The 20,788-nt window shown below is 58.1% G+C and carries 17 protein-coding genes and 3 pseudogenes; 6 read left to right on the top strand and 14 right to left on the bottom strand.

Annotated elements, in window-relative coordinates:
* Window positions 1–45 precede the first annotated feature (45 nt).
* Window positions 46–285: pseudogene (locus U6958_RS18725) on the bottom strand (MFS transporter); the annotation flags it as partial.
* Window positions 286–709: 424 nt separating this feature from the next.
* On the opposite strand from U6958_RS18725, the gene U6958_RS18720 reads away from it, so the two are divergent.
* The 5 genes from U6958_RS18720 (at window position 710) to U6958_RS18700 (ending at window position 3,572) form a co-directional block, all read left to right on the top strand.
* On the top strand, window positions 710–943 hold the full coding sequence (locus U6958_RS18720) for a hypothetical protein (RefSeq protein WP_016452104.1): 234 nt from the start codon (window positions 710–712) through the stop codon (window positions 941–943).
* A 47-nt stretch (window positions 944–990) separates the two neighbouring features.
* Window positions 991–1,299 carry a helix-turn-helix domain-containing protein gene (locus U6958_RS18715; RefSeq protein ID WP_016452105.1) on the top strand — a complete coding sequence of 103 codons (309 nt, stop codon included), beginning with the start codon at window positions 991–993 and terminating at the stop codon, window positions 1,297–1,299.
* Window positions 1,262–1,510 (top strand): hypothetical protein, encoded by a 249-nt coding sequence (locus tag U6958_RS18710; RefSeq protein ID WP_244160591.1) that lies wholly within the window; start codon window positions 1,262–1,264, stop codon window positions 1,508–1,510. Before U6958_RS18715 ends, U6958_RS18710 begins: the two co-directional genes overlap by 38 nt.
* Before the next feature lie 40 nt (window positions 1,511–1,550).
* A protein-coding gene (locus U6958_RS18705; RefSeq protein ID WP_201266015.1) for an IS3 family transposase occupies window positions 1,551–2,734 on the top strand; the annotation gives its coding sequence in 2 pieces (ribosomal slippage) (window positions 1,551–1,833 and window positions 1,833–2,734; 1,185 coding nt in all).
* Window positions 2,735–2,783: 49 nt separating this feature from the next.
* Window positions 2,784–3,572, top strand: coding sequence for a reverse transcriptase family protein (locus tag U6958_RS18700; RefSeq protein ID WP_244160573.1), 789 nt, complete (start codon window positions 2,784–2,786; stop codon window positions 3,570–3,572).
* Between the two features lie 281 nt (window positions 3,573–3,853).
* Here U6958_RS18700 and ligD read toward each other — a convergent pair whose 3' ends face one another.
* Genes ligD through U6958_RS18685 form a run of 3 tightly spaced genes read right to left on the bottom strand, consistent with a single transcriptional unit; the run spans window position 3,854 to window position 8,395 of the window.
* Window positions 3,854–7,267 carry a DNA ligase D gene (ligD, locus tag U6958_RS18695; RefSeq protein ID WP_016452107.1) on the bottom strand — a complete coding sequence of 1,138 codons (3,414 nt, stop codon included), beginning with the start codon at window positions 7,265–7,267 and terminating at the stop codon, window positions 3,854–3,856.
* A gap of 4 nt (window positions 7,268–7,271) precedes the next feature.
* Window positions 7,272–7,454, bottom strand: a complete 183-nt coding sequence (locus tag U6958_RS18690; RefSeq protein ID WP_016452108.1) for a DUF3606 domain-containing protein — start codon at window positions 7,452–7,454, stop codon at window positions 7,272–7,274.
* Window positions 7,455–7,480: 26 nt separating this feature from the next.
* Window positions 7,481–8,395, bottom strand: coding sequence for a Ku protein (locus tag U6958_RS18685; protein WP_016452109.1), 915 nt, complete (start codon window positions 8,393–8,395; stop codon window positions 7,481–7,483).
* Window positions 8,396–8,576: 181 nt separating this feature from the next.
* Between U6958_RS18685 and U6958_RS18680 the strand changes: the two genes are divergently transcribed.
* Entirely contained in the window at window positions 8,577–8,867 is a 291-nt protein-coding gene (locus tag U6958_RS18680) for a hypothetical protein (RefSeq protein ID WP_016452110.1), read from the top strand.
* Between the two features lie 106 nt (window positions 8,868–8,973).
* On the opposite strand, the pseudogene U6958_RS18675 reads toward U6958_RS18680, so the two are convergent.
* The 10 genes and pseudogenes from U6958_RS18675 to U6958_RS18630 all read right to left on the bottom strand — a co-directional run.
* Window positions 8,974–9,276 (bottom strand): annotated as a pseudogene (locus U6958_RS18675) (heme-binding protein); the annotation flags it as partial.
* Between the two features lie 395 nt (window positions 9,277–9,671).
* A complete protein-coding gene (locus U6958_RS18670) occupies window positions 9,672–9,938 on the bottom strand; it encodes a helix-turn-helix transcriptional regulator (RefSeq protein ID WP_074923751.1) in 267 nt (88 codons plus the stop codon).
* A 794-nt stretch (window positions 9,939–10,732) separates the two neighbouring features.
* On the bottom strand, window positions 10,733–11,197 hold the full coding sequence (locus U6958_RS18665) for a DUF4142 domain-containing protein (RefSeq protein WP_279627047.1): 465 nt from the start codon (window positions 11,195–11,197) through the stop codon (window positions 10,733–10,735).
* A gap of 197 nt (window positions 11,198–11,394) precedes the next feature.
* Window positions 11,395–11,541 (bottom strand): annotated as a pseudogene (locus tag U6958_RS18660) (ATP-binding protein); the annotation flags it as partial.
* Between the two features lie 213 nt (window positions 11,542–11,754).
* Window positions 11,755–13,407, bottom strand: a complete 1,653-nt coding sequence (locus tag U6958_RS18655; protein ID WP_083393685.1) for a methyl-accepting chemotaxis protein — start codon at window positions 13,405–13,407, stop codon at window positions 11,755–11,757.
* A gap of 436 nt (window positions 13,408–13,843) precedes the next feature.
* Window positions 13,844–14,629: an IS21-like element helper ATPase IstB gene (istB, locus tag U6958_RS18650; RefSeq protein ID WP_074923749.1), complete on the bottom strand. Its 786-nt coding sequence runs from the start codon at window positions 14,627–14,629 to the stop codon at window positions 13,844–13,846.
* Window positions 14,622–16,148, bottom strand: coding sequence for an IS21 family transposase (istA, locus tag U6958_RS18645; protein ID WP_074923754.1), 1,527 nt, complete (start codon window positions 16,146–16,148; stop codon window positions 14,622–14,624). Before istA ends, istB begins: the two co-directional genes overlap by 8 nt.
* A 235-nt stretch (window positions 16,149–16,383) precedes the next feature.
* Window positions 16,384–16,728 (bottom strand): hypothetical protein, encoded by a 345-nt coding sequence (locus tag U6958_RS18640; protein WP_128422623.1) that lies wholly within the window; start codon window positions 16,726–16,728, stop codon window positions 16,384–16,386.
* A 392-nt stretch (window positions 16,729–17,120) separates the two neighbouring features.
* Window positions 17,121–19,091, bottom strand: a complete 1,971-nt coding sequence (locus U6958_RS18635; protein ID WP_016452114.1) for a S9 family peptidase — start codon at window positions 19,089–19,091, stop codon at window positions 17,121–17,123.
* 295 nt (window positions 19,092–19,386) lie between these two features.
* Window positions 19,387–20,550, bottom strand: coding sequence for a zinc-dependent alcohol dehydrogenase (locus tag U6958_RS18630; RefSeq protein WP_034348552.1), 1,164 nt, complete (start codon window positions 20,548–20,550; stop codon window positions 19,387–19,389).
* Window positions 20,551–20,788: the final 238 nt, after the last annotated feature.

Raw genomic sequence — 20,788 nt, 5'->3', positions numbered from 1 at the left:
CTGACGTTTACGCATGTGACTTGTCGGCCTCCGCAGTGCGCCTAGCTACCTAGTTGGCCCATGAACCCGCATCGTCCACAAGACCATGAACGCGCTCAGCCCGAGCAACGAAGACAGCCACAGAGCGCCAACACCCCAATGTGATCGCTATGCCGAAAATGAACGGGGATCCTGCTTGCACAATGCGGGCGGGTATCGTCAGCCACCCTGCCGTTGCCCATATCCCCGCGCCCCAAACACCTTCAGCGGCAGGGTTCCCACAGCGATTGTCAAGATGCCGTTCCCGCCGCGAAGGCAGCCCTCCTTGTACGGAGATTTACACAAAATAACGTACTCACAGTCAAAATTTCGAACCAATAGTGCGTAATATGCATCTCGGCGGCGCGTGATCGCGCTGCTGCGGTTGAAGAGATTTGTGATTCCTAACCCAAAAGGCAAAAGCTCAGTGATCAGGGCTTCACTCGTGAAGTCCCGCTACGCAGACAGTGAGCGTAGCTTGCAACGCGGTGCAGTTGGCTCAGCCTATTGCGACCAGCCGGACGCCCAGATCCTCTGGTGCGCGAAGTCCTGTGCGTCTTCGTACTCTGAGAGGGGAAGGATGAGCCAGCAGCGGGCAACTGTGGTGGGCTTGGTTGGTGTCGAGTTGGCTCCTTTACGGCGCTGCCTTGAAAGGGGAAGCAGGGCATGGTGCCTTGTAGAAGGAGTCCTAATGGACAAGCAAATCTTGGAAAACAACATCAAGGGCTTGAAGAAAGCCCGCGATGCATGCAGAAGCCAACTCGACATTGGTGCTATGAAGGAACTGGAGGATGCAATTTCGAAGCTTGAACAGCTGAGAGACCATCATCCAAGCGCGGCAGAAGCTCAACAGCACAAGCTGCGCATTCTCCAGGCCATCGCGGCGGTCGTCGTTATCGTGACGAACATCCGAGATTGGCTATGAGACCGTCATGGGCACCCCAAGCCCATTCTTAGTTCTGAGATTCACATATGAACATCGGACAGGCCATCCAGCTCGCTCGCAAAAAGCGCAGGCTTTCACAAGCCGCGTTGGCGGAGCGAGCAGAAATTTCGGTCTCCTACCTGTCGTTGCTTGAACGCGGCCGACGCGACCCGCCGTTGTCCACCATCAAGCGAATCGCTGCAGCGCTCGTCATGCCCGTGGAAATCCTGTTTTTCCTGGGAGCAGAGGACGGAGAGCTTGGGCAACTGAATCGGGATCTAGCCGGCCAGTTGGCGATCACCGCCTTGGAGCTTCTGAATGAGCCTCTGCCTGAGCAAACCGAGCTACCAAGCTAAGCCGATTCGGTCCATTGCCGCGCTGGCCCGAGCCTTGCGCTGGGGCGAACAAGCGCTTGTGCAGTTGGCGGACCGCTCTGAAAGCATGTGGCGGACGGTCAAGCCCCAGCCGGGATCGACCAGGCAGACCTTCGATGCGATGGGGCAGCTCAAAGAATTACATACACGCTTGAAGCTGCATATTTTTTCGAAAGTTGTCATGGTCCAATGAAATAGGACACCTCGATAGGGGCCCATAGACCCCAGAGGAAATGACGAACATGAAAGACAAAAGAGCGCGCAGGGCGTTTGACGCAGCCTTCAAGCTACAAGTGGTCAAGATGGTCCGAGAACAGAATCTGAGCGTGGCTCAGGTCAGCAAGGATCTGGATCTGGTTGACAGCGCGGTGCGCCGCTGGCTGGCGCAGTACGACGAAGAGGCGGCCGGACGTCCGGGTATTGGCAAGCCGTTGACGGCCGAGCAGCAACGCATTCGGCAATTGGAGTCGCAGGTCAGGCAACTGCAATCGGACAATGAACTCCTAAAAAAAGCGTCGGCCTTCTTCGCCCGGGAAATGAAATGATTCAGGACCTGATGAGTGCGCAAGCACAGGCGCAGAAGGCCCCAGTAAGCCAGTGGTGCAGGGTGTTGGGCATGAGCCGCTCGGGCTGGTACGCGGCGCGCAAGCGCGCCACCACAAAGGCTGCAGTGAGCCCACTGAGCCTTCAGGCCAAAGCAGTCTTCCATGCCAGTGGGAGCAGCTACGGCAGTCGCCGCCTGAGTGCACAGCTGAAATTGCAAGGCTGGGCTGTTGGGCGCTACAAAGCACGCACTTTGATGGCCGCGCACGGACTGCGAGCACGCTGGCGGCGCAAGTTCACGCACACCACCGACAGCCGCCATGGCTTGCCTGTTGCAGACAATGTGCTGCAGCGCCAGTTCAAACCTGAAAAGCCCAACCAGACATGGGCCAGCGACATCACCTACGTTCGCACACGCAGTGGCTGGCTCTATCTGGCGGTGGTGCTGGACCTGTTCTCCAGAAAAGTAGTGGGCTGGGCCATGGCCCCGAGCATGCCAGCACAGCTGGTGTGCGAGGCGCTGCGCATGGCCATCACAAGCCGCCGCCCCAAGCCAGGATTGCTGGTTCATTCGGACCGAGGCAGTCAGTACGCCAGCGAACTGCACATGGGGTTGCTGGAGAGCCATGGCCTGGTGTGCAGCATGAGTCGCAAGGGCAACTGCTGGGACAACGCAGTGATGGAGAGATTCTTCCTGAACTTGAAGATGGAGCGTGTCTGGCAGCGCGACTATGCAAACCATGCTGAGGCCCAGGCGGACATCGCGGACTACATCGTGGGCTTCTACAACCCTATCAGGTTGCACTCCACGCTGGGATACCAGTCACCCAATGACTACGAGATGCAGCAGGCGTTGGCAGCTCACTCAGCTTGAACGAACATCCCCTATCGGAATGTCCGAAAAGACTTGACCACGACAAGTTGTGTTCCCAGACTACCTGCAAGGCAGCCTCGCGGGACGCGATTACGTCACCAATGCCTCGCTTCATGCAAAGAAAAAAATACTCATCTGCGAGGACGTAAAGCGTTTTTTCCCTTCTGTGGGGGCGATTTACATCGAGCAGGTCTGGCGCGATTGCTTGGGCTTTGCTCCGGATGTCGCCCGGCTGTTAACCAAGCTGACAACCAAAGGGGGCTACCTTCCACAAGGGGCCATCACCAGCTCGTTCTTGGCCAATCTGGTGCTGTGGCGCCATGAGCCCCTGCTGCATGCCAAGCTCAAGCAACGTGGCATCAGCTACTCACGCTATGTGGATGACATGGCCTTGTCTTCTGCCAGTCATTTGGACAAGGACACACAAACCTGGGCCATTGCCCAGGTGTATGGGATGCTTGCTCGCCACGACTTGAAGGCCAGTCGGGACAAGCATGATGTGTTCGCAGCGTCCCGCCCGATGATCGCCACGAAGCTCATCGTGAATCACAGCCCGTCCTTGGGCGCAAAGAAGCGGTCACAGGTGCGAGCTCAAGTCCTGCAGTTGGAGATGGCTGCAGCCAGTGTCGTAGATGCCGATCAGATCCGAGGCCTTGCGAACAAGGCAGCTCAACGGGTCGGCCAATTGGGGCGATTCCACAAGACAGCTGCAGCACACCTTAAAAGCCGCATCGCCACTGTCCGGGATACTTTGACTGCAGATAGCAGAGTTGCCATAACAGGGGAGCGGGCCGCTCACTGGGAGCATTTAGAAGGAGAGAATCCCTGGTCATACTAGGTGGTCTACACCACCAGTAAGCTACTTCAAGCTGGTCATTTTCAACCGGCACAGCTGGCTAATCAGACTGGCATCCGCGGTCATCGCGCTGAGGCACCGAATCTTGCGTCAGGGAACGACCGCTCACGTTGGCAGCAGTCATTGGGTGCAGAGGCGCGAACGACAGCAATGGGGTCGAAAGCAGTCACGCGCGATGCCAGACACGAACGGCTGCTACCAGCCTAAAGCCGACGTGCTTCGCAGGTGGCCCCCGATCCAACGGCATCACGGCCCACGCCTCCCTATGTTTCAGCGAGTATTTTTATGGCACTGTCGACTGACTGCCGCTTCTTCCAGAATTCCCTCCAGGGATCTTCCTGCTGAAAACTCAAATACTCCCGCGCCGTCGCAACCGTCCACTGCGCGCCGCCCTTGAGCTCCTTGAGCTGCTCCCAACCCACCGGCATCGAAACCCCCATCCCAGGCCGCGAGCGCGCTGAGAAGGCGCACGCGGTGGTCTGCCCATGACCGTTGCGAAGGTAGTCGATGAAGATTCTCCCGACGCGGTTTTTGCCGCCCATCACAGAAACGAACCGGCTTGGGATCACCCGCGCTATGTGCTTCACCACGCCTTGCGAGAACGCTTTCACCTCGGTGTAGTCGCGCTTGGGCGTGATCGGCACCACTACGTGCAGTCCCTTTCCACCGCTGGTCTTGAGCCAGCACTCCAGCCCCAGCTCGGCGAGCATCACGCGGGTGAGCTGCGCGGCCTCCTGAAGCATCGGCCAGGTGACACCCTCTCCAGGATCAAGGTCGAGCACGAACCGGTCCGGCTGGTCGATGCGGGCGACCTTGGAGTTCCACGTGTGGAACTCAACCACGTTCATCTGCGCTGCCGCAATCAGCGCGTAGGCGGAGTTCACAGCCAACAGCGCCTCGTGTCCGGGCCACAGGGCGGGGTCCAGCTCCTTGAGCCCGGGCATCTTGCTTTCTGGGTGCTTCTGAAAATACAACTGCCCCGTAATCCCGGTTGGCGCTCGGACCAGCGATGCCGGGCGATCCTTGAGATGGGGCAGCATCCACTCGGCAACGCTCTCGTAGTAGCGCACAAGATCAATCTTGCGCAATCCCGTGGTGGGGTCAATCACCCGGTCGGGATGGGTGATATTGACCTTGGAGATCGTCCGCGCTGCCTTGGACTCTGGCGCAACGGGGGCAAGCGCTGGGGCGGCTGGGTTCTTCACGCGCTCGCGGACGATCATCTTCGCCGGCTTGTCCGTGCGGATACCTCGGAAAACCGCGTGCCGAATGCGTTTGTCGGCGGTCCATTCGCCAAAAGCCACCTCCACCACCAGGGAGGGACGGACCCACCGCTCGGCACCGACCTTGCGCTTGGACCACCGGCCCGGCTTGAACTCGGCTGCGTCCAGTGGCGGGTCCGGAACTTCGAGCTTCACCAATCGGGCATGCAGTTCGGCCCCCGTCGAGGAACCCCATCCCGTGCCTACGGATCCGGCCGCCACAAGCTTCCCCTCCTCGTGATAACCCAGCAGCAGACTCCCGACCTCTTTGGGAGCGCCAGTGCGGTCGGTGAATCCCAGAACCACGAACTCCTGCCTGTACTGGCACTTGAGCTTCATCCAGCTGTCGGTCCTCCCGGATACATACGTTGCATCCGCCCGCTTGATGATCAGGCCCTCCAGCCCCATGTCGCAGGCGACGCCCAAAAGCTGGGAGGGCGCGACCTCGAAAGCCTGGCTGAACCGGACGGTGCTGCTCTCGCGTTTGTCGAAGAGCTCCTGGAGCAGCTGCCGCCGCGCTACCAGCGGTACGCTGCGAAGGTCCTGATCGCCCAGGTAGGGCACATCGAACACGAACATCACGATGTCCCGCGTGCGAGCGTTGTCGATCGCGTTCTGAAGGCGGTTGAAATCCGGGATACCGGCGTCATTCAGCACCACGATCTCCCCATCAAGCCAAGCGCGCGTCAGGCCAAGCTCGGAGATGCCATCGGCCACCTGCTGCAGCTTCTCTGTCCAGTCATTACCGTTGCGCGTATAGAGGCGAACCTCGTCTCCCTTCACGCGCGCAAGAATGCGATAGCCGTCGAACTTGGTCTCGATGATCCAGTCGCCATCAGGGACCGACGACACCAGCGTGGCGAGTTGCGGCTCCAGCTTGGCAGGAAGGCGGGATTTTCTGGCGTTCGCCAGCGGTTGAGATGTGGCGCCAAGTGCGGATCCCGTCGTGCCAACGACCGGCACACGTTCCTCCGCGAGTCCCAGCGGCGTCTCGACCACGCTGTCGGGCAGCGCGGCGATGACGTCGTACTCCGTGCTCGGCCGTGCCCAGGCGTCGCCGCGTTTCTTGAACAGCATCCACTGATCCTGCTTTTTCTCGCCAGGCTTCGAGATGCGCACAAGTTCCCAAAGACCCGCAAGCTTTTGGCCGTGGAGGTGGAACATGATTTTGCCCTTGGCCAGCCCGTCGCGAGGATCGCCCACGGGCTCCCATGTTCCGCGGTCCCAGATGAGGACCTTGCCGGCGCCGTACTCGCCTTTCGGAATGATCCCCTCGAAGGTGTTGTAGTCGGTGGGGTGGTCCTCGACATGAATGGCCATGGACTTGACCTTGGGGTCGAACGATGGACCTTTTGGCACCGCCCAGCTCACCATGACGCCGTCCATCTCCAGCCGGAAGTCGTAGTGCAGACGGGACGCCCAGTGTTTCTGGATCACAAACTGCAATGGATCCGCCGCGCCCTTTGCGCGACGAGGCAGCTTCGCAGCTGCGCCGGTGGGTTCGGAAGTCTTCGTGAAATCGCGCTTGGCCTTGTACTGTGCGAGCGGTTCAGGAGTGGAGGGGGGTTTGGCTTTCGCCGTCCTCTCGGCCTTCTTCGTGGAAAGCGATTTCGTGGCAGCTATGGTCGGTTTGCGCACCGCTCGTGCTTTCTCGACAGTGAGCTCCGCCCACACCGGGGCATGGTCGCTCGGACTCTCCTTGCCGCGCTCCTCGCGTTCCACTCCCGCGTCCAGCAGCTTCAGCGAGTGTCCAACGAGAATGTGGTCGATGCGCAGCCCGGCGTCGCGTTCCCACCGCTTGCGCCGGTAATCCCAGAACGTGAAGGGCACCTTGCTATGGACCTTGCCGATGGCATCCGTCCAACCTTGCGCCAGGATGCTGGCAAAGGCGGCACGCGCCTCCGGCTGCAACAGCGCGTCATCGCGCCAAGTATCGGGTTTGTAGATATCTGCGTCCGTGGGCACAACGTTCCAGTCCCCCAACAGCACCACAGGGTGCCCGGAATGCCAGAGCTCCTCGGTACGGCGCCGTAGGCGCTCGAACCAGCGAAGCTTGTAGTCGAACTTGGGACCCGGCTGGGGATTGCCGTTGGGCAAATACAGGCAGGCAAACAAGATCCCCGTGATGGCCGCCTCCAGGTAGCGCGCCTCCTTGTCTGTCGAGTCACCAGGCAACGCCGTGACGATGGGCAGAGGGTCCGCATTGCGGCTCAGTATGGCAACGCCGTTCCAGGTGCGCTGCCCCACCACCAGGCTGCTGTACCCGGCCTCCTGCAGCGCGGCGGTCGGAAAATCAGCCGTCGGGCATTTGATTTCCTGCAGCGCGACCACATCGGGCTGGGTGCGTTGCAGCCAGTCCACCAGCAGCGCTACACGCTTGTTGACGTTGTTGACGTTCCACGTCGCGACGCGCACAGGCTCACCGGATGCCCTTCAGGTGTTCCTCGACAGCGGCAGCATCGTTGCCCACGGCGCGGACAGCGGCTTCGAGTTGCTCCGGCGTCACGTTGAACTTCTTCGCCCAGTCGCGAACCTCGTACTCTTGGGAGAGGCTGATGCGTTTGCGGTCCTGGCCGCCGGATTGGGATTTGTCGTCGGGCATGTTGGCTCCTGAGGTGAAACTGTAGATCAAGCGGCTTTGCGTTCAGTACCGGACTTTCGCGCGGCAGACTTGGCCGGTGCCTTCTTGGCGGAGGCCTTGCTCGCCTGCTTGGCCGGGGCTTTGGTAGCTGACTTGTCGCTGGGCTTTCCGCCGCCTTTGAGGCTGCGCTGCAGCAACGCGGTGAGATCGATGACATCGGCGGACTGAAGTGCTTCCTCCTCAGGTTCAAGCACCGTCTTTCCTTCCCCGGCCTTGGCTTTCTTCTCGACGAGTTTCATGACCTGAATACGGAACTCATCCTTGAAGTCGGCGGGGTTCCACTTTCCGGACATTTCTTCGACCAGCTGGGTGGCCATCTTGAGTTCAGCTGCGCTCACAGACTTGCGGCCCTCCGCAGGGAGATCGAGGCTGTCCAGCGTTTTGACTTCGTCGCCCCAGCGCAGCAAAGACAGCACCAGCGCTGGTCCGGACGGTACGAGTGCCGCCAGGTGCTGCTTTGTCGCAATCACCACTTTGGCCAAGCCGATTTTTCCGGTGGAGATTAATGCTTCCCTCAGGAGGGTATAGACCTTGTCACTCTTGTTGATCGGCGCGACGTAGTATGGGCGCTCTAAGAAGACAAACGGCAGTTCGTTGGCTTCGATGAACCGCTCGATGGTGATGGTTTGTGTGGTCTTGGGAAAGACTGCTTCTATCTCTTCGGGGCTGATGATCACGTACTTGTCATCTTCGTACTCGACGCCCTTGACGATATTCTCTTTGGTGATTTCGCGGCCGGTGCGCTTGTTCACGCGCTTGTAGCCCACCGGGTCCATGCTGCGCTTGTCCAGCCAGTCAAAGTCCACGCCTTCCTCTGTAGCCGCTGTGTGGAGGCCAACAGGGATGTGAACCAATCCGAACGTGATGGCACCCTTCCAGAGGGTGCGGCTGCCAGTAGCCATGGAGCTCTCCGCAGTTTGACTGCAGAAAGTTTGCTCGGCTGCCTTGTTGACGGATGTAGGCAGCGACTTAACGTTTCCGTAGGTTTGGGCACATTCCAGCACCAGTTGTCCGTGCCTATACTTCGGCATGGCCGATGTACTACGCCTCCTCGCCGTTCATGTTGCGGAGCCTGACCCCGGGATGTTTGAATGGGTCATCACTGAACGTGTGAACGAGGATCAATGGAAGGAAATCGATCGCGCCAAGGAAGGATACAAAACCTACAAAACCGCCATGGCCAGCGGACTGATGGCATTGGAAGAGATGATCGCCGACCTGGATGTGGGGCCGCGAAGAGACGCTGAGCAGACCGACCGACAGCAGACCCCACCTGAAGGAAGGATTCAGCCAGCGACATCCGATGGGAAGGATGCTGCCTCGCCCAAGGGGCCAACGAACGCTGCCTACTTTGGATTCGGCCCCATCCGGTAGCTCCGGAATCCCATCCAGACGATGCTCACCCCTTATCCCGCCAGTGTGGCAGGGCGGCCGAGCGCTCAACCCCTGCATAGGTATTTTCTAAACTCCAGCAGCCGCTTTACTTGGTCTCCGCCTCGAAGGCCTTCAGAACCGTTCGGCCGATTTTCTCATCTTGGCCCCAGCTTCCTCCGCCAACGCCGAACGCCCCAACGAACTTACCATTCACGAAAAGCGGGTAGCCGCCCGCGAACAGCACCACATGCGGGTCTGCGGTGTTGATCCCATACAGCGGTTGGGACGGCTGCGTCAGTTTTGCCTCGCCCGACGGCATCCGCATCACGGCGGAGGTGTAGGCCTTGTTGGGCACGAGCACAGTGGTGACCAGCATCGCTTCGCCGTAGCGCTTAAAGTACAGCGGCCAGCCCTTCTCGTCTCAGATAGCCCCCTGATTCCCCGGCCCCGTCCTAACGCTTATCTTTGAAGATAGGAACAGGACTGTGCATATGACTAGCCCTATGCGTGCGTTCTTCGATTGGCTTGTGAAGCAAGCACGCCTTTCTCAATAGGCATCCGACCAGCTTGGAGCGGTCGGCGGCGGGGAAGAAGGCCCTCCAGCCGCGTCGTCAACCTCGAGGCGGTCAAACAGGTTGGGGCTTGCACTGAAGCACCGAACACCCGCGCCCAGTGCGCAAGGTTCTTACGACCCGACCGATCAGCACATGGTTTATGCAGCCCGAACTCAACAGCGTTGACCAAAAGCCGCAGAACCCTGCACTACTTCGAAGGCGTCGCGAGCTCAGGAGCACGACACACTGGTCACCACGGGTAGGCGCTACTGCCGTCGGTGGTTTGCGACGCAGCGGCGGGGCGCCGGAGCACCAACTCGACGCCCAGGACACTAAGCAGACGCAGTAGGCGATCAGCGCTGACGTTCGGGGCGTTCAGTTCTAGGTGAGATAGCTTTTGCTGCGTCAGCCCCATGCGTGCGGCCACGTCGTTTTGCGTCATTCCCGACTCCTTGCGGAAAGCCTGAAGGACAGCCGTTAGCTGGTCAGATGTCCGAATTGGAAAATCAGCTGCCATGCTTAGTTCCTTGCCACTCTTTACTTGAATTTTTTGGTATTGACATTTTACCAATATATATTGGTAAACCTCAGCACGAAGAGCCCACGGCAAGAAGGAACCAGCGCGTTCTCGCCGTTGAGAGAGGCCACTCGAAGCAAGCCTCTACCTCGCTTGTGTAGTTCCCGGGTTGGGTGCCTGGCGCACCTTGTGATCGCGTAAGTTGCTGCTGTACTTCCCGCTATGGGCCGTCGATGTCCTCTGCGAAGAAGCCTTCTATTAGGCGCACTCCATCAAGGCGCGAAGCTCTCAAGCGCGATTTCTTGACGTGCCTGCAGGCCGCGCAGGGCACCGAGTCCGACTTGGTGCTGGCCAGGGGGATCGCAAGTTCGCCCTGATGGAGGTCAGCCCCAGGATCAGCGTGGCGCGCAAACCGGCAATTCTCAGAAAGGCCTCCTGTGTGCACGTGACCTCCCGAGAGGACATGGGCAAACGCGCGGAGGGGCGGACAGTCCATCATCAGCGCACCGAATACCGGTCTGACTACAGTCAGCTTCATCGACGAAGGCAGCGACAGGGCCATGTTCCGTACCAAGGTCAAGTAAGTCACAGGCCCCATTCGCTGGGCAGGACGGTGGCTTAGACCCCCGTCTAAGCGGCCTTGCAGGAGACATCGCCTTGAAAGGCTGCGAGGCTGGCGACACGCTATCCACGAAAACTCCTTCAAGGGCAGGAGACGCGACTGGGAGTAGCTCTCCTCTACCCTTGCCTGAGCGTAGTCTTCAAAAGATGTAGGCAGGGATGAGGAAAGATTCCTACTTGCCTAGACTTTTCTGCAGGTCCTGGGCATGCTCACGATGGTTGACAAGGGCAGGCAGCGTTTTGGCAGCAAAAGCCTTGATCTGCGGATCGTCAGCGTTCTTGCTGGCCTTCTCAAAAAGTTTGATGTCCTTGCGGTGGTCATCAATGCCCACTTCCCGGATGAACTCCTTGTCGAAATGCTTGGCCTCGGCGACCTTGGCCAAGCGGTTTTTCTTTTCTGCAGGCAACTCAGAAGGCAGGACCGCGCTCTTGCTGGTAGCCAAAGCCTTCAGCTCATCGTTCGCTGAGGAATGGTCCTTGACCAACATTTCGCCAAAGGCCTTGACATCAGATGAGTTCGCCTTTTCTTGGGCTAAACGTCCTGCCTCCACTTCATAAAGACCACCAACTGCAGCCTTGTTCAGGAACTCTTGGTCCTTCTTGCTGACTTGGGCGTTCGCACCGACGGAAAGGGCCAGACTGTTGGCGCCGATTCAAAATTGAGCCACCGTGCCGATTGAATTTTGAGCCAGGGCTATTGGCCAACCGGTGAGGCTGGCTGTGGATAAGTGTAGTGCCTGAGGCTTGTTTTTCCTCCTTGATGGACCGACTCGGTGGTCGTCGTTGAGGTCAAGCCGCGCAGGGCGAAGCCCGTAGCGGCTTGCCCTTGAACCGCTCAGAACAGCTCAGCCTTCTTGACCTGCTCGCGTGCCTTGATGCGTTTCTTGGCCACGGCCGTGCTGTGCATGAACCGATGTGACTCGTTGCCTGTCTCGACGATGTGGCAATGGTGCGTGAGCCTGTCCAGCAGCGCCGTGGTCAGGAGGCCTGAAGTAGTGATGTGTTGCTTCGTCGCGGCATGCATGCGGGTCCCCGTCCCCACCGCCACGTCTCACCTAATGGAGAAAGCCGCGGTCCGCCTCAATGTAGAGCGCAAGGATGCCCCTGACTACCCGCCACAACGCAGCGCGACACTCTTCCGCCGTCGCGGGCCGCTTCAGTACTGTGCAAACCTGATCGTCGAAGCGTCCGCCGGCTAGCACACGACGGGCAGCTTGAATCGATCGACTTCGTGGGCCAGAGCGAAGGCCTGGTCCTTGAGCGCGGAGGCGGCTGCCGCAGTCTCTTCGACCAACGCGGCGTTCTGCTGCGTCATGCGATCCAGCTCATTGACGGCGGATCCCACTTGCGACACTCCGCTACTCTGCTCTGAGGCTGCCGTCGAGATCTCAGAGAGCAGGTCATTCATGCGACGCGCATTGGCGACGAGCCCTTGCATCGCGTCTCCGGCGCCCTTGACCACCTTGGACCCCGACTCTACTTTCTCGACGCTCGTCGTGATGAGGGTCTTGATCTCTTTCGCGGCTTGCGCACTTCGCTGCGCCAGGCTGCGAACCTCAGTCGCAACCACTGCGAATCCTCTTCCTTGCTCACCGGCCCTGGCCGCTTCCACTGCGGCGTTGAGCGCCAGAATGTTGGTCTGAAAAGCGATGCCGTCGATCACACCGATGATGTCCGCGATCTTCCTGGACGAGGCATTGATTTCATCCATCGTGCTCACGACTTCGGCGATGATGGCACCACCCCGGGCCGCCGCCTGCGAGTTGTCGGAGGCCAGTTGCGCCGCTTGCTTAACATTTCCGGCCGTGTTCTTGACCGTCGAGGAGATCTCCTCCATCGAGGAGGCGCTTTGCTCCAGATTGGCCGCGGTTTGCTCCGTGCGAGCCGATAAATCCATCGAGGCCGATGCAATTTCGGTACTGGCATGCACGATTGATTCCGATGACACTCGAACGCTTTTCACGATCTTGCGCACGGACTCCTGCATCGACTTTAGTTCGAGCATCAACTCGGCGGCCTCGTCGTTGCCCCATGGGAAGGGCGAAGTGGTGAGGTCACCGGCCGTCATCGCGCGCAAATGCCGCCGCGTTTCCCTGAGGCCACCGTCCATGACGCGATAGAAGCTCAGGAATAGGTAACTGGCGATCAGCAGAGCGAATGCGAAGATTCCACCGACCCAAGCCAATCGGCTGTGAGTGGCGCTGCGCAAGTCGTCGGTGTAGACGCCCGAGCCGATGACCCAACCCCAAGGCTCGAAGCCCTGAACGAACGAGATCTTGTCGACCGGCTTGTCGCTCCCAGGCTTGGGCCATTGATACGCCACGAAGCCCTTGCCGTCCTTGCGAACCACGGCAACCATTGCATTGAACAGGGCGAGGCCGTTCGGGTCCTTCATCTGGCCGAGTTCTTTTCCGTTGAGCTCGGGCTTGATTGGGTGCATGACCATGCGCGGCTGCATGTCGTTGATCCAGAAGTATTCCTTCTCGTCGTAGCGTAGCGTTCCGAGCTGGTGAATGGCCAGTTTCTGCGCCTGTTCGCGGCTCATCGCACCGCTGAGCTCTTCGGCATGAGCCGAGCTGACAATGCCACGCGCGACCTCTACCACTTGGCGGGTCGCGTTCATGCGTGCCTGCATCGCATCGGTTGTCTGCGTCGCTAGCAACCAGATCAGCAGCGCCAGCACGGGCAACGTAAAGGCGAGAGAGATGATGAACGCCTTAGAAGCAAAGCGAAGGCTGCGGAACAGCCTTACCCCAGGTGCCCACGCGCCGTGATAGGCGAAGAAGCCCTTGTCGCCGCAATCGCTGTCGTGGTTTCCTCGAGCCGAGGGGAGGGTAGCTGCTGTCACGGGGTGCACTCCTGTAAGGTGCCGTCGGGAACGGCGAAACTCTTGTCTCGAGTGCTTTTCGGTCAGGCTGGCTGTTACTTGACTAGAACTGGGAAATTAATCCGATCTTTGTGACTTGCCACCCAACTATCGGTACCAGTAGGAGTCTGGTCAACTCAAGTCCTGAAAAAACGGCCCCCTCAGAACTTGGGATTGGATCCCGGTGGCGATGTCGATCAAGCCCGCTCGACCGTGTAGACCCAACAAGCGTCTGCAGCATCCGATTTGCAGTGCCCGGCCCGGCCGCCGCGATCATCACACCGACAACCGGTGAGGCTGGCTGTGGATAAGTGTAGTGCCTGAGGCTTGTTTTTCCTCCTTGATGGACCGACTCGGTGGTCGTCGTTGAGGTCAAGCCGCGCAGGGCGAAGCCCGTAGCGGCTTGCCCTTGAGCCGCTCAGAACAGCTCAGCCTTCTTGACCTGCTCGCGTGCCTTGATGCGTTTCTTGGCCACGGCCGTGCTGTGCATGAACCGATGTGACTCGTTGCCTGTCTCGACGATGTGGCAATGGTGCGTGAGCCTGTCCAGCAGCGCCGTGGTCATCTTCGCGTCGCCGAACACACTGGACCATTCCTTGAAGTCAAGGTTGGTGGTGATCATCACGCTGGTGTGCTCGTACAGCTTGCTCAGCAGGTGGAACAGCAAGGCCCCGCCCGCCTGGCTGAAGGGCAGGTAACCCAGCTCATCAAGGATGACCAGATCCGTACGCTGCAGGGTTGCTGCGATGCGACCTGCCTTGCCTTGGGCCTTCTCCTGCTCCAACGCGTTGACCAGATCCACCGTCGAGTAAAAACGCACACGTGAGCCATGGCGCGTGATACCGGCCACACCGATGGCCGTGGCCAGGTGCGTCTTGCCCGTGCCGGGCCCACCCACCAGCACCACGTTGTGCGCCTGCTCTGCGAACGCCATGCTGGCCAGCTGCTCGATGAGCTTTCTGTCCACCTGCGAGCACTCGAAGTCAAACCCAGCCAAGTCGCGGTGAACAGGGAATTTGGCCGCGTGCATCTGGTAGCTCACGGAGCGCATGGCCCTGTCCGTGACTTCCGCTTGCAGCAGGTGCTCCAGCAGCCAGCGTGAGCTCTCCAGCGTGGCCTGGCCGCCCTGCTTGACCAGGTCTTCCCAGGCCCCGGCCATGCCGTACAAACGCAGCTCTTTGAGCTCCTTGTCCAACTCACGCATGATCGGCCTCCTGCACACCGCTGGCAGCGCGCAGGCTGTCGTAGCGCGCCGTGTCGGCCAGGGGTGTCTGGCTCACTTGCAAGATGGTCTGAACCGTTTCGGGCAGAGGCTGCGCTTGCAGACGGCCCAGCACGTTGATGACGTGCTCGGTGCTCACCCGACCTGATGGCGGCGCACTCTCCAGCGCGAGCTCAACGGCCACCAGCACCGCGTCCAGCCCTTGCTTGGGAACCTCGGCCAGCACCTGCGCCATCACCTTGTCGCCGCCCTCCTGATGAACCAAGGCCTTGCGCATGCGCTGTAGCGGCTCAGGCAGGTCCGCAAAGGGCGCGCCGTTGCGCAGCGCGCCTGGCTTGCGCTCGATCAGCGGCACATAGTGCTGCCAGTCATAGCGGGTCTGGTCGCGATCACTCAGGCGCTCGTGCGTGGCCACAACCGCATCGCCTGCCACCACCACGATATGCGCCGGGTACAGGCGCGTGCTGACCATCTGCCCCGCCCATTCGCAGGGCACCGAGTAGCGGTTGCGCGCCACCGTCACCAGGCAGGTGCTGCTGACCTTCGCCGGGTTCTCGACGTAGCCATCAAAGGCCACCGGCATGGGCATCAGGTGGCTTTGCTCCAGCTCCAGCATCTCGGCGATGCTGAACGCCTTGTGCTGCGGGTGGCGCAGCTCTTGCCACAGGGCCCGACAGCGCTCGCCCAACCACGCGTTGAGCTCGGCAAAGCTGCCAAAGCGCCGCTGCCCCGCTTCCACCCAGATGCGACGGCGGCTGTCTTGCACGTCCTTCTCAACAAGCCCCTTCTCCCAGCCGCTGGCCCTGTTGCAAAAGTCAGGGTCGAACAGGTAGTGCGCGCACATCGCCGCAAAGCGCGCGTTGACCACCCGGCCTTTGCCCTTCTTGACCTTGTCCACCGCCGTCTTCATGTTGTCGTAAATGCCCCGGCGCGCCACACCGCCCAGCGCTGCAAAGCTGCGTGTGTGCGCATCGAACAGCATCTCGTGCCCCTGGCTGGGGTAGGCCACCAGCCAGAAGGCCCCGCTGGCGCACAGCTTCATGTGCGAGACCTGCAGCCGGTAGTACACCCCGCCCACCAGCAAGCCGTCTTCGCTCCAGTCGAACTGGAAGGCCTCGCCCTGCTCGAACGTCAGCGGAACAAACGCATTGGTGGCCGCCCCCTGGCCTTCGCCCTGGCGCCACTTGCGGATGAAGTCCGTCACCCGTGTGTAGCCGCCTTCATACCCCGCCGCCTTGATCTGCGCAAACAAGGCCTTGGCCGTGCGACGCTCCTTCTTGGGCCGCTTGGCATCGGCACTCAATGCTTGCTTGAGCTCCCCCTCATACGCCGACAGCTTGGTGGCTTTGGCCGCCTCCCGGCGGTACTTGGGCTCGACTGGCTGGGCCTCCTCCAGCCACTTGGCCACCGTGTTCCTCGACAGCCCCGTCTCCCTCGCAATCTCCCGCTGAGTCTTCTTGTCCCGGCGGTGCATCCGCCTTATCTTGCCGATCATGTCCATGGTGATCACCTTCTTCATGCCCTTGCTGCAAAAAACAGCAGGGTAGGTAAAACACCTGGCTCAATTTTGGGTCGGCATCACCGCAAAAAGTGGCTCAGTTTTCGGTCGGCGTCAACAGGCCAGACCAAGAATTGCGGCCACCATCACGGATACCTTTTTCATATTCACTCCTTTCAATACATGTATGGCAAAGAAGTTCTGCCACTCTCACTGATAAACGGATCCTTAACTAACATTACCGTTTTTCGTCATTCTTTTCTTTGCGCCAACTGGCGGAATCTTCGTTTTTATCCTCCGACGTGTCTTCCCGCGTCCGTTGGTGCTGCGCGGGTTCTTCGCCGTGAGAATGGTCAATTTTTCCTGCTTGCTTACTCAGAGAAGCATTCCTGGCGCCCCCAAAGCTACTGGGGCTGCCCGAAAAATAATCTCCACCTCTATTTTTCGGATCCGGCTCGTTTCTGACGTTTCTGGGCTCACCAATATTTCCGACAGAAGCCTTGTAGTTCGCCCTGCCATTAGACCCTTCCTTCATATATCGAGCATGCTCTTCGGCAGACGTGGGAGTTTTCATCTTGGTCATATCAAATTCCAATCCAACTTTGTAAAAAATCAATAGGCACAATTTTTTGCACTACAAGATATTTCCCTGTATGGTTGTCATTCGTGCGAGACGCTTATTCACTGCGCACATTCCATAAGCCCTGGAAAAATCGCCAATACTGATGTGATGCTCCTTTCTTATCTGGCCGTCTCTGATTCGCCAAATATTTACACTCCCATCCAGGCTCTGAAAAATCTTCAGATTCCCATCAGAAATATTTAGCTGAAATTGACCGAATATCGAAGTCGAATCAATTGCAATACGCTTTATCATCTCGGCTTGCTTGCGTTTCAATATTCCGTCAGGGCGGCTGCCCATAGATCGCATATGACCCCCTTTCACGGACTCATAAGAATCTCAAATCCTATTTTCTATACAACTTCAAGCCATTCACATATTCGCTGAAGCGCGTCAACGCGATGCGAAGGCCGTCCTGAGGCAGAAAATGAATGATCAGCTCCAGGGTAGAGCACCATTTCCGTCTTAACTTTTCCAGCCCAAGCCAGTTTCACATAAAGCTCTTCCGTCTGCGACTTTGGACAACGCTCGTCTTCCATGCCCTGTATGAACAGCGTAGGAGTTCTCACGTTATCCATAAGGAACGTTGGCGACAATCGATACGCGAGCTGGTGGAACTCAATCTTCTTCGCATCTATGGAGTAGGTGTCAGAATAATACCCGCCGTCGGAAGTACCAAAATGAGACTCGATATTTCCGACCGGAGCGCACACAACGGCAGCGCTAATCCATTCACACTTTCCAATGCTATAGGCTGCCATGAAACCTCCATAGGAGGTTCCACTGACCGCAATGCTGTCGCCAACAACCCCCTCAATCTGCAGCTGCTTCACGATGGCCAGATGCTGCGGCAAATCAAGTTCCCCCCATTTGCCGCGCAGCCTGTCCGAGAACTTTCGGCCATAACTGCATGATCCAACCGTGTTGGCTGACAATATCGTCCAACCAGCGCAGGCTAATATCTGCCAATAGGAATGGGCGGAAAACCTCAAATCTACGTAGCTTGCCGGCCCGCCATGGAAATCAACAAGCAGCGGGCCCTTCGTTTTTCTTTTTCTCTCGATACCGCCTTGCAGTTGCAACACCCAGCCGTCTATATCCTCCGTTCCGCCATCGCCGTCAGGCGCGCAAAAGCTCCTATACATCACAGCCAGCTTGTCTCTTTCATTCCACCAAGCATTGAAGCTGCTGATTTTCTGCTCTTGCTCCCCGCCGATTGCCTTGTAATAGACTTCCTGTGGGCTTGTCGGATCTTCTGCCGTGTACACAAACCCATCCCCTAGGGCCAATGAATCCAGATGACGGTTGCCTTTGGCAATCACTTTGCATTGCCCCTCCGGCACCGAGATCAAAGTGGCGGACTGCACACCCTCGCGCGCCTGTATGAAACCGACCGAATCGCCGCTTCGGGTCCAGCACAGGTCTCCGGGCACCACCTCCAAGGATTCGGAGCCCAGCCCTTTGACCTCTTTGGTTTCCAGATCTACCAACCAGAGCCTACACTTGGGATCACCTGAATTCAGGGAGCCCGTAAAGACTATCCATCGGCCATCGGGCGACCAGCTGGGTGATGAACTGTTGGCCTGGTCAAAGGACATGCGCTCAGCCCTGCGCACGTTGTCATTCTCGACATCCAGCACCCAAATATCCGTACAGTGATATTCGTTGGGTTTCTCTCGGGTTCTGGAAATGCATATTTTCTTTCCATCCGGGCTCCACGCCGCACTGCGGACCTCGTAATCTCCGGAAGTGATCTGGGTCGTCTGCCCATCGTTCACATCCACGACGAACAGGTGACTGCGGGTGTCGAGGATGTAGCCTGTTCCGTTGAGCTTGTAAGGAAGCCTCCAGCACAGCTTCGGAGAATCTGGATCAGGCGCCCTGGCCTTGGCCCCGTCGTCCCTGACGCATCCTTCTTGACGCTGGTTGGGGTCAACGGTGACATCGCCTATTACCAGCAGCCTGTCCCCGGTGGGGCTCCAGCGCGTATCCGAAGCGCCGCGCGCAAGGCTAGTGAGTTGGCGAGGCTCTCCACCATTGCAAGGCAGGAGATAGACCTGGGACGAACCTTGGTTCCGGTTGGACAGATAAGCGATCTGGGAAGCATCGGGGGACCATCGAGGCCCACTGTCAAGACTCGATCCCCAGGTAAGCTGTCTGGGCTCTTCGCCCATCGCGGAAAGCAACCATAGACACGAGAAATACTCATCCTTTTCCCGGTCGGCTCCTTTCACGGAGCAGACAACTTGGTTCTTCGCGGAAACATCAAGTCCGGAAACAACTCTTTCAAGATACACATCTTCCGGAGTAAAGGACTGGGTCATGAAGGCTCCTACTACGTTGAAAAGTGCTTGGCATATCACAAGCGACGCAAGGCATTAAAGCTACTCATTGCCTCTGATGGACTTGTCGTGATTTCTCGGGTTGTCCTGCTACACCTTGGAAAAAACCCAGGCCATGATTCATGTTTTTGCGATTCTGCTTTGACATAATCCACTCCTAGAGATTTCCGAAAAAACAAAAATCAAGATGCAATCACAACCTTTGCCGATAATCTGCACAGGCCGAATCACCCTGTGCGGCGAACTCGGTATTTCATTCATGTTAGCATTGAACACGCTAAGGAGTTAGTACAACCTTGCGACAAGATTCTTCCTGCTTTTCAAATATTTCATATCCTTTGACAATCTCGCTCAAGTCCATGCGATGCGAGATAATGACTTCAGGCTTCATCAATCCGTTAGCAATGTGATCAAGGAGCTCGGGCAGGTATTTCTGAACATGCGTCTGCCCCATCTCAAAGCACAGCCCCTTGTCAAAGGCATCTCCAAAAAGAAAGCCGTGGATGAAGCCCGCATACACGCCGGGAACGCTGACCACACCGCCGCGTCGGGTAGCCGCAATGCACTGGCGCAGTGCCTTCCCGCTGGAGCCCTCGATTTTCAGAGTGGTGAGGACGGTCTCCACGGCGCTTCCCTTGGCCTCAAAGCCCACAGCGTCAATCGTGGCATCCACGCCTCGGTTGTGGGTATTTTCAAGAATAAATTCGGCAGGATCATCAATGTCCGAAAAATTGATAGGTATCACGCCATATGTTTGTTTTGCAAATTCCAGACGGTCAACGTTATCGTCGACCATGAAAATGGTTTCAGCCCCAAGGAATCGCGCACATAGTGCGCTCATCAACCCTACAGGTCCCGCACCAAATATAGCTACCTTGGTCCCATTGGAGATACGGGCATTGAGTGCCGCCTGATAACCGGTAGGCAAGATATCCGACAGGAAAAGCACCTGGTCATCACCCAAAAAATCCGGTATCAGAATTGGTCCAGCGTTGGCCTGGGGAACTCGAGCATATTCCGCCTGTCCACCCGAGTACCCGCCGTACAGATGGCTGTAGCCAAACAGTCCAGCTCCAGGTCTCGCAGACTTCTTGTTGATAATGGCCCCGCGCCCCGAATTGGTTTCTTCGCAAGCGGCAAAAAGTGATCTATTGCAGAAAAAACATTCGCCACAAGCAATGACGAACGGCACGACTACCCTATCTCCCTTTTTCAGGTGCTTTACACCTCTTCCTGCTTCCTCGACAACCCCCATGAATTCATGTCCCAGAATATCACCGGTCTTCATTTCAGGAATCTTTCCACGATAGATATGAAGGTCTGATCCGCATATAGCAGTAGCAGTTACCTTGATGATGATGTCCTCCTCATTTTGCAGTTGAGGATCTTTCACCGTCTCGTAACGAACGTCCTTGGAACCGTGGTAGGTAAGTGCCTTCATCAGAATCTCCGTCGTTAGATTCGCTGCCACTGAAATTGAGTTTCAACCTCAGGTAGTGGAGCAATTTTTGTGCCCATAATCTGAGGCGTAGAACCCTACTGCCGAGCTGGCAGCAAGACTCGCGCGCCAGAAGAAAGGCTGCGGAACTGTAGGCATTTGCCGCACGGACCCCGATTCAGACCTCCTCATGCATTTATCGGGATAGTGCCTAAGCTGCGACAGTCCAACAATTACAGAA

The sequence above is a fragment of the Delftia lacustris genome (genome assembly GCF_040267515.1).
Lineage (GTDB): Bacteria > Pseudomonadota > Gammaproteobacteria > Burkholderiales > Burkholderiaceae_C > Comamonas > Comamonas tsuruhatensis.
Note: the sequence above shows the minus strand (reverse complement) of the source record. Positions and strands in the feature narration are given on the sequence as shown.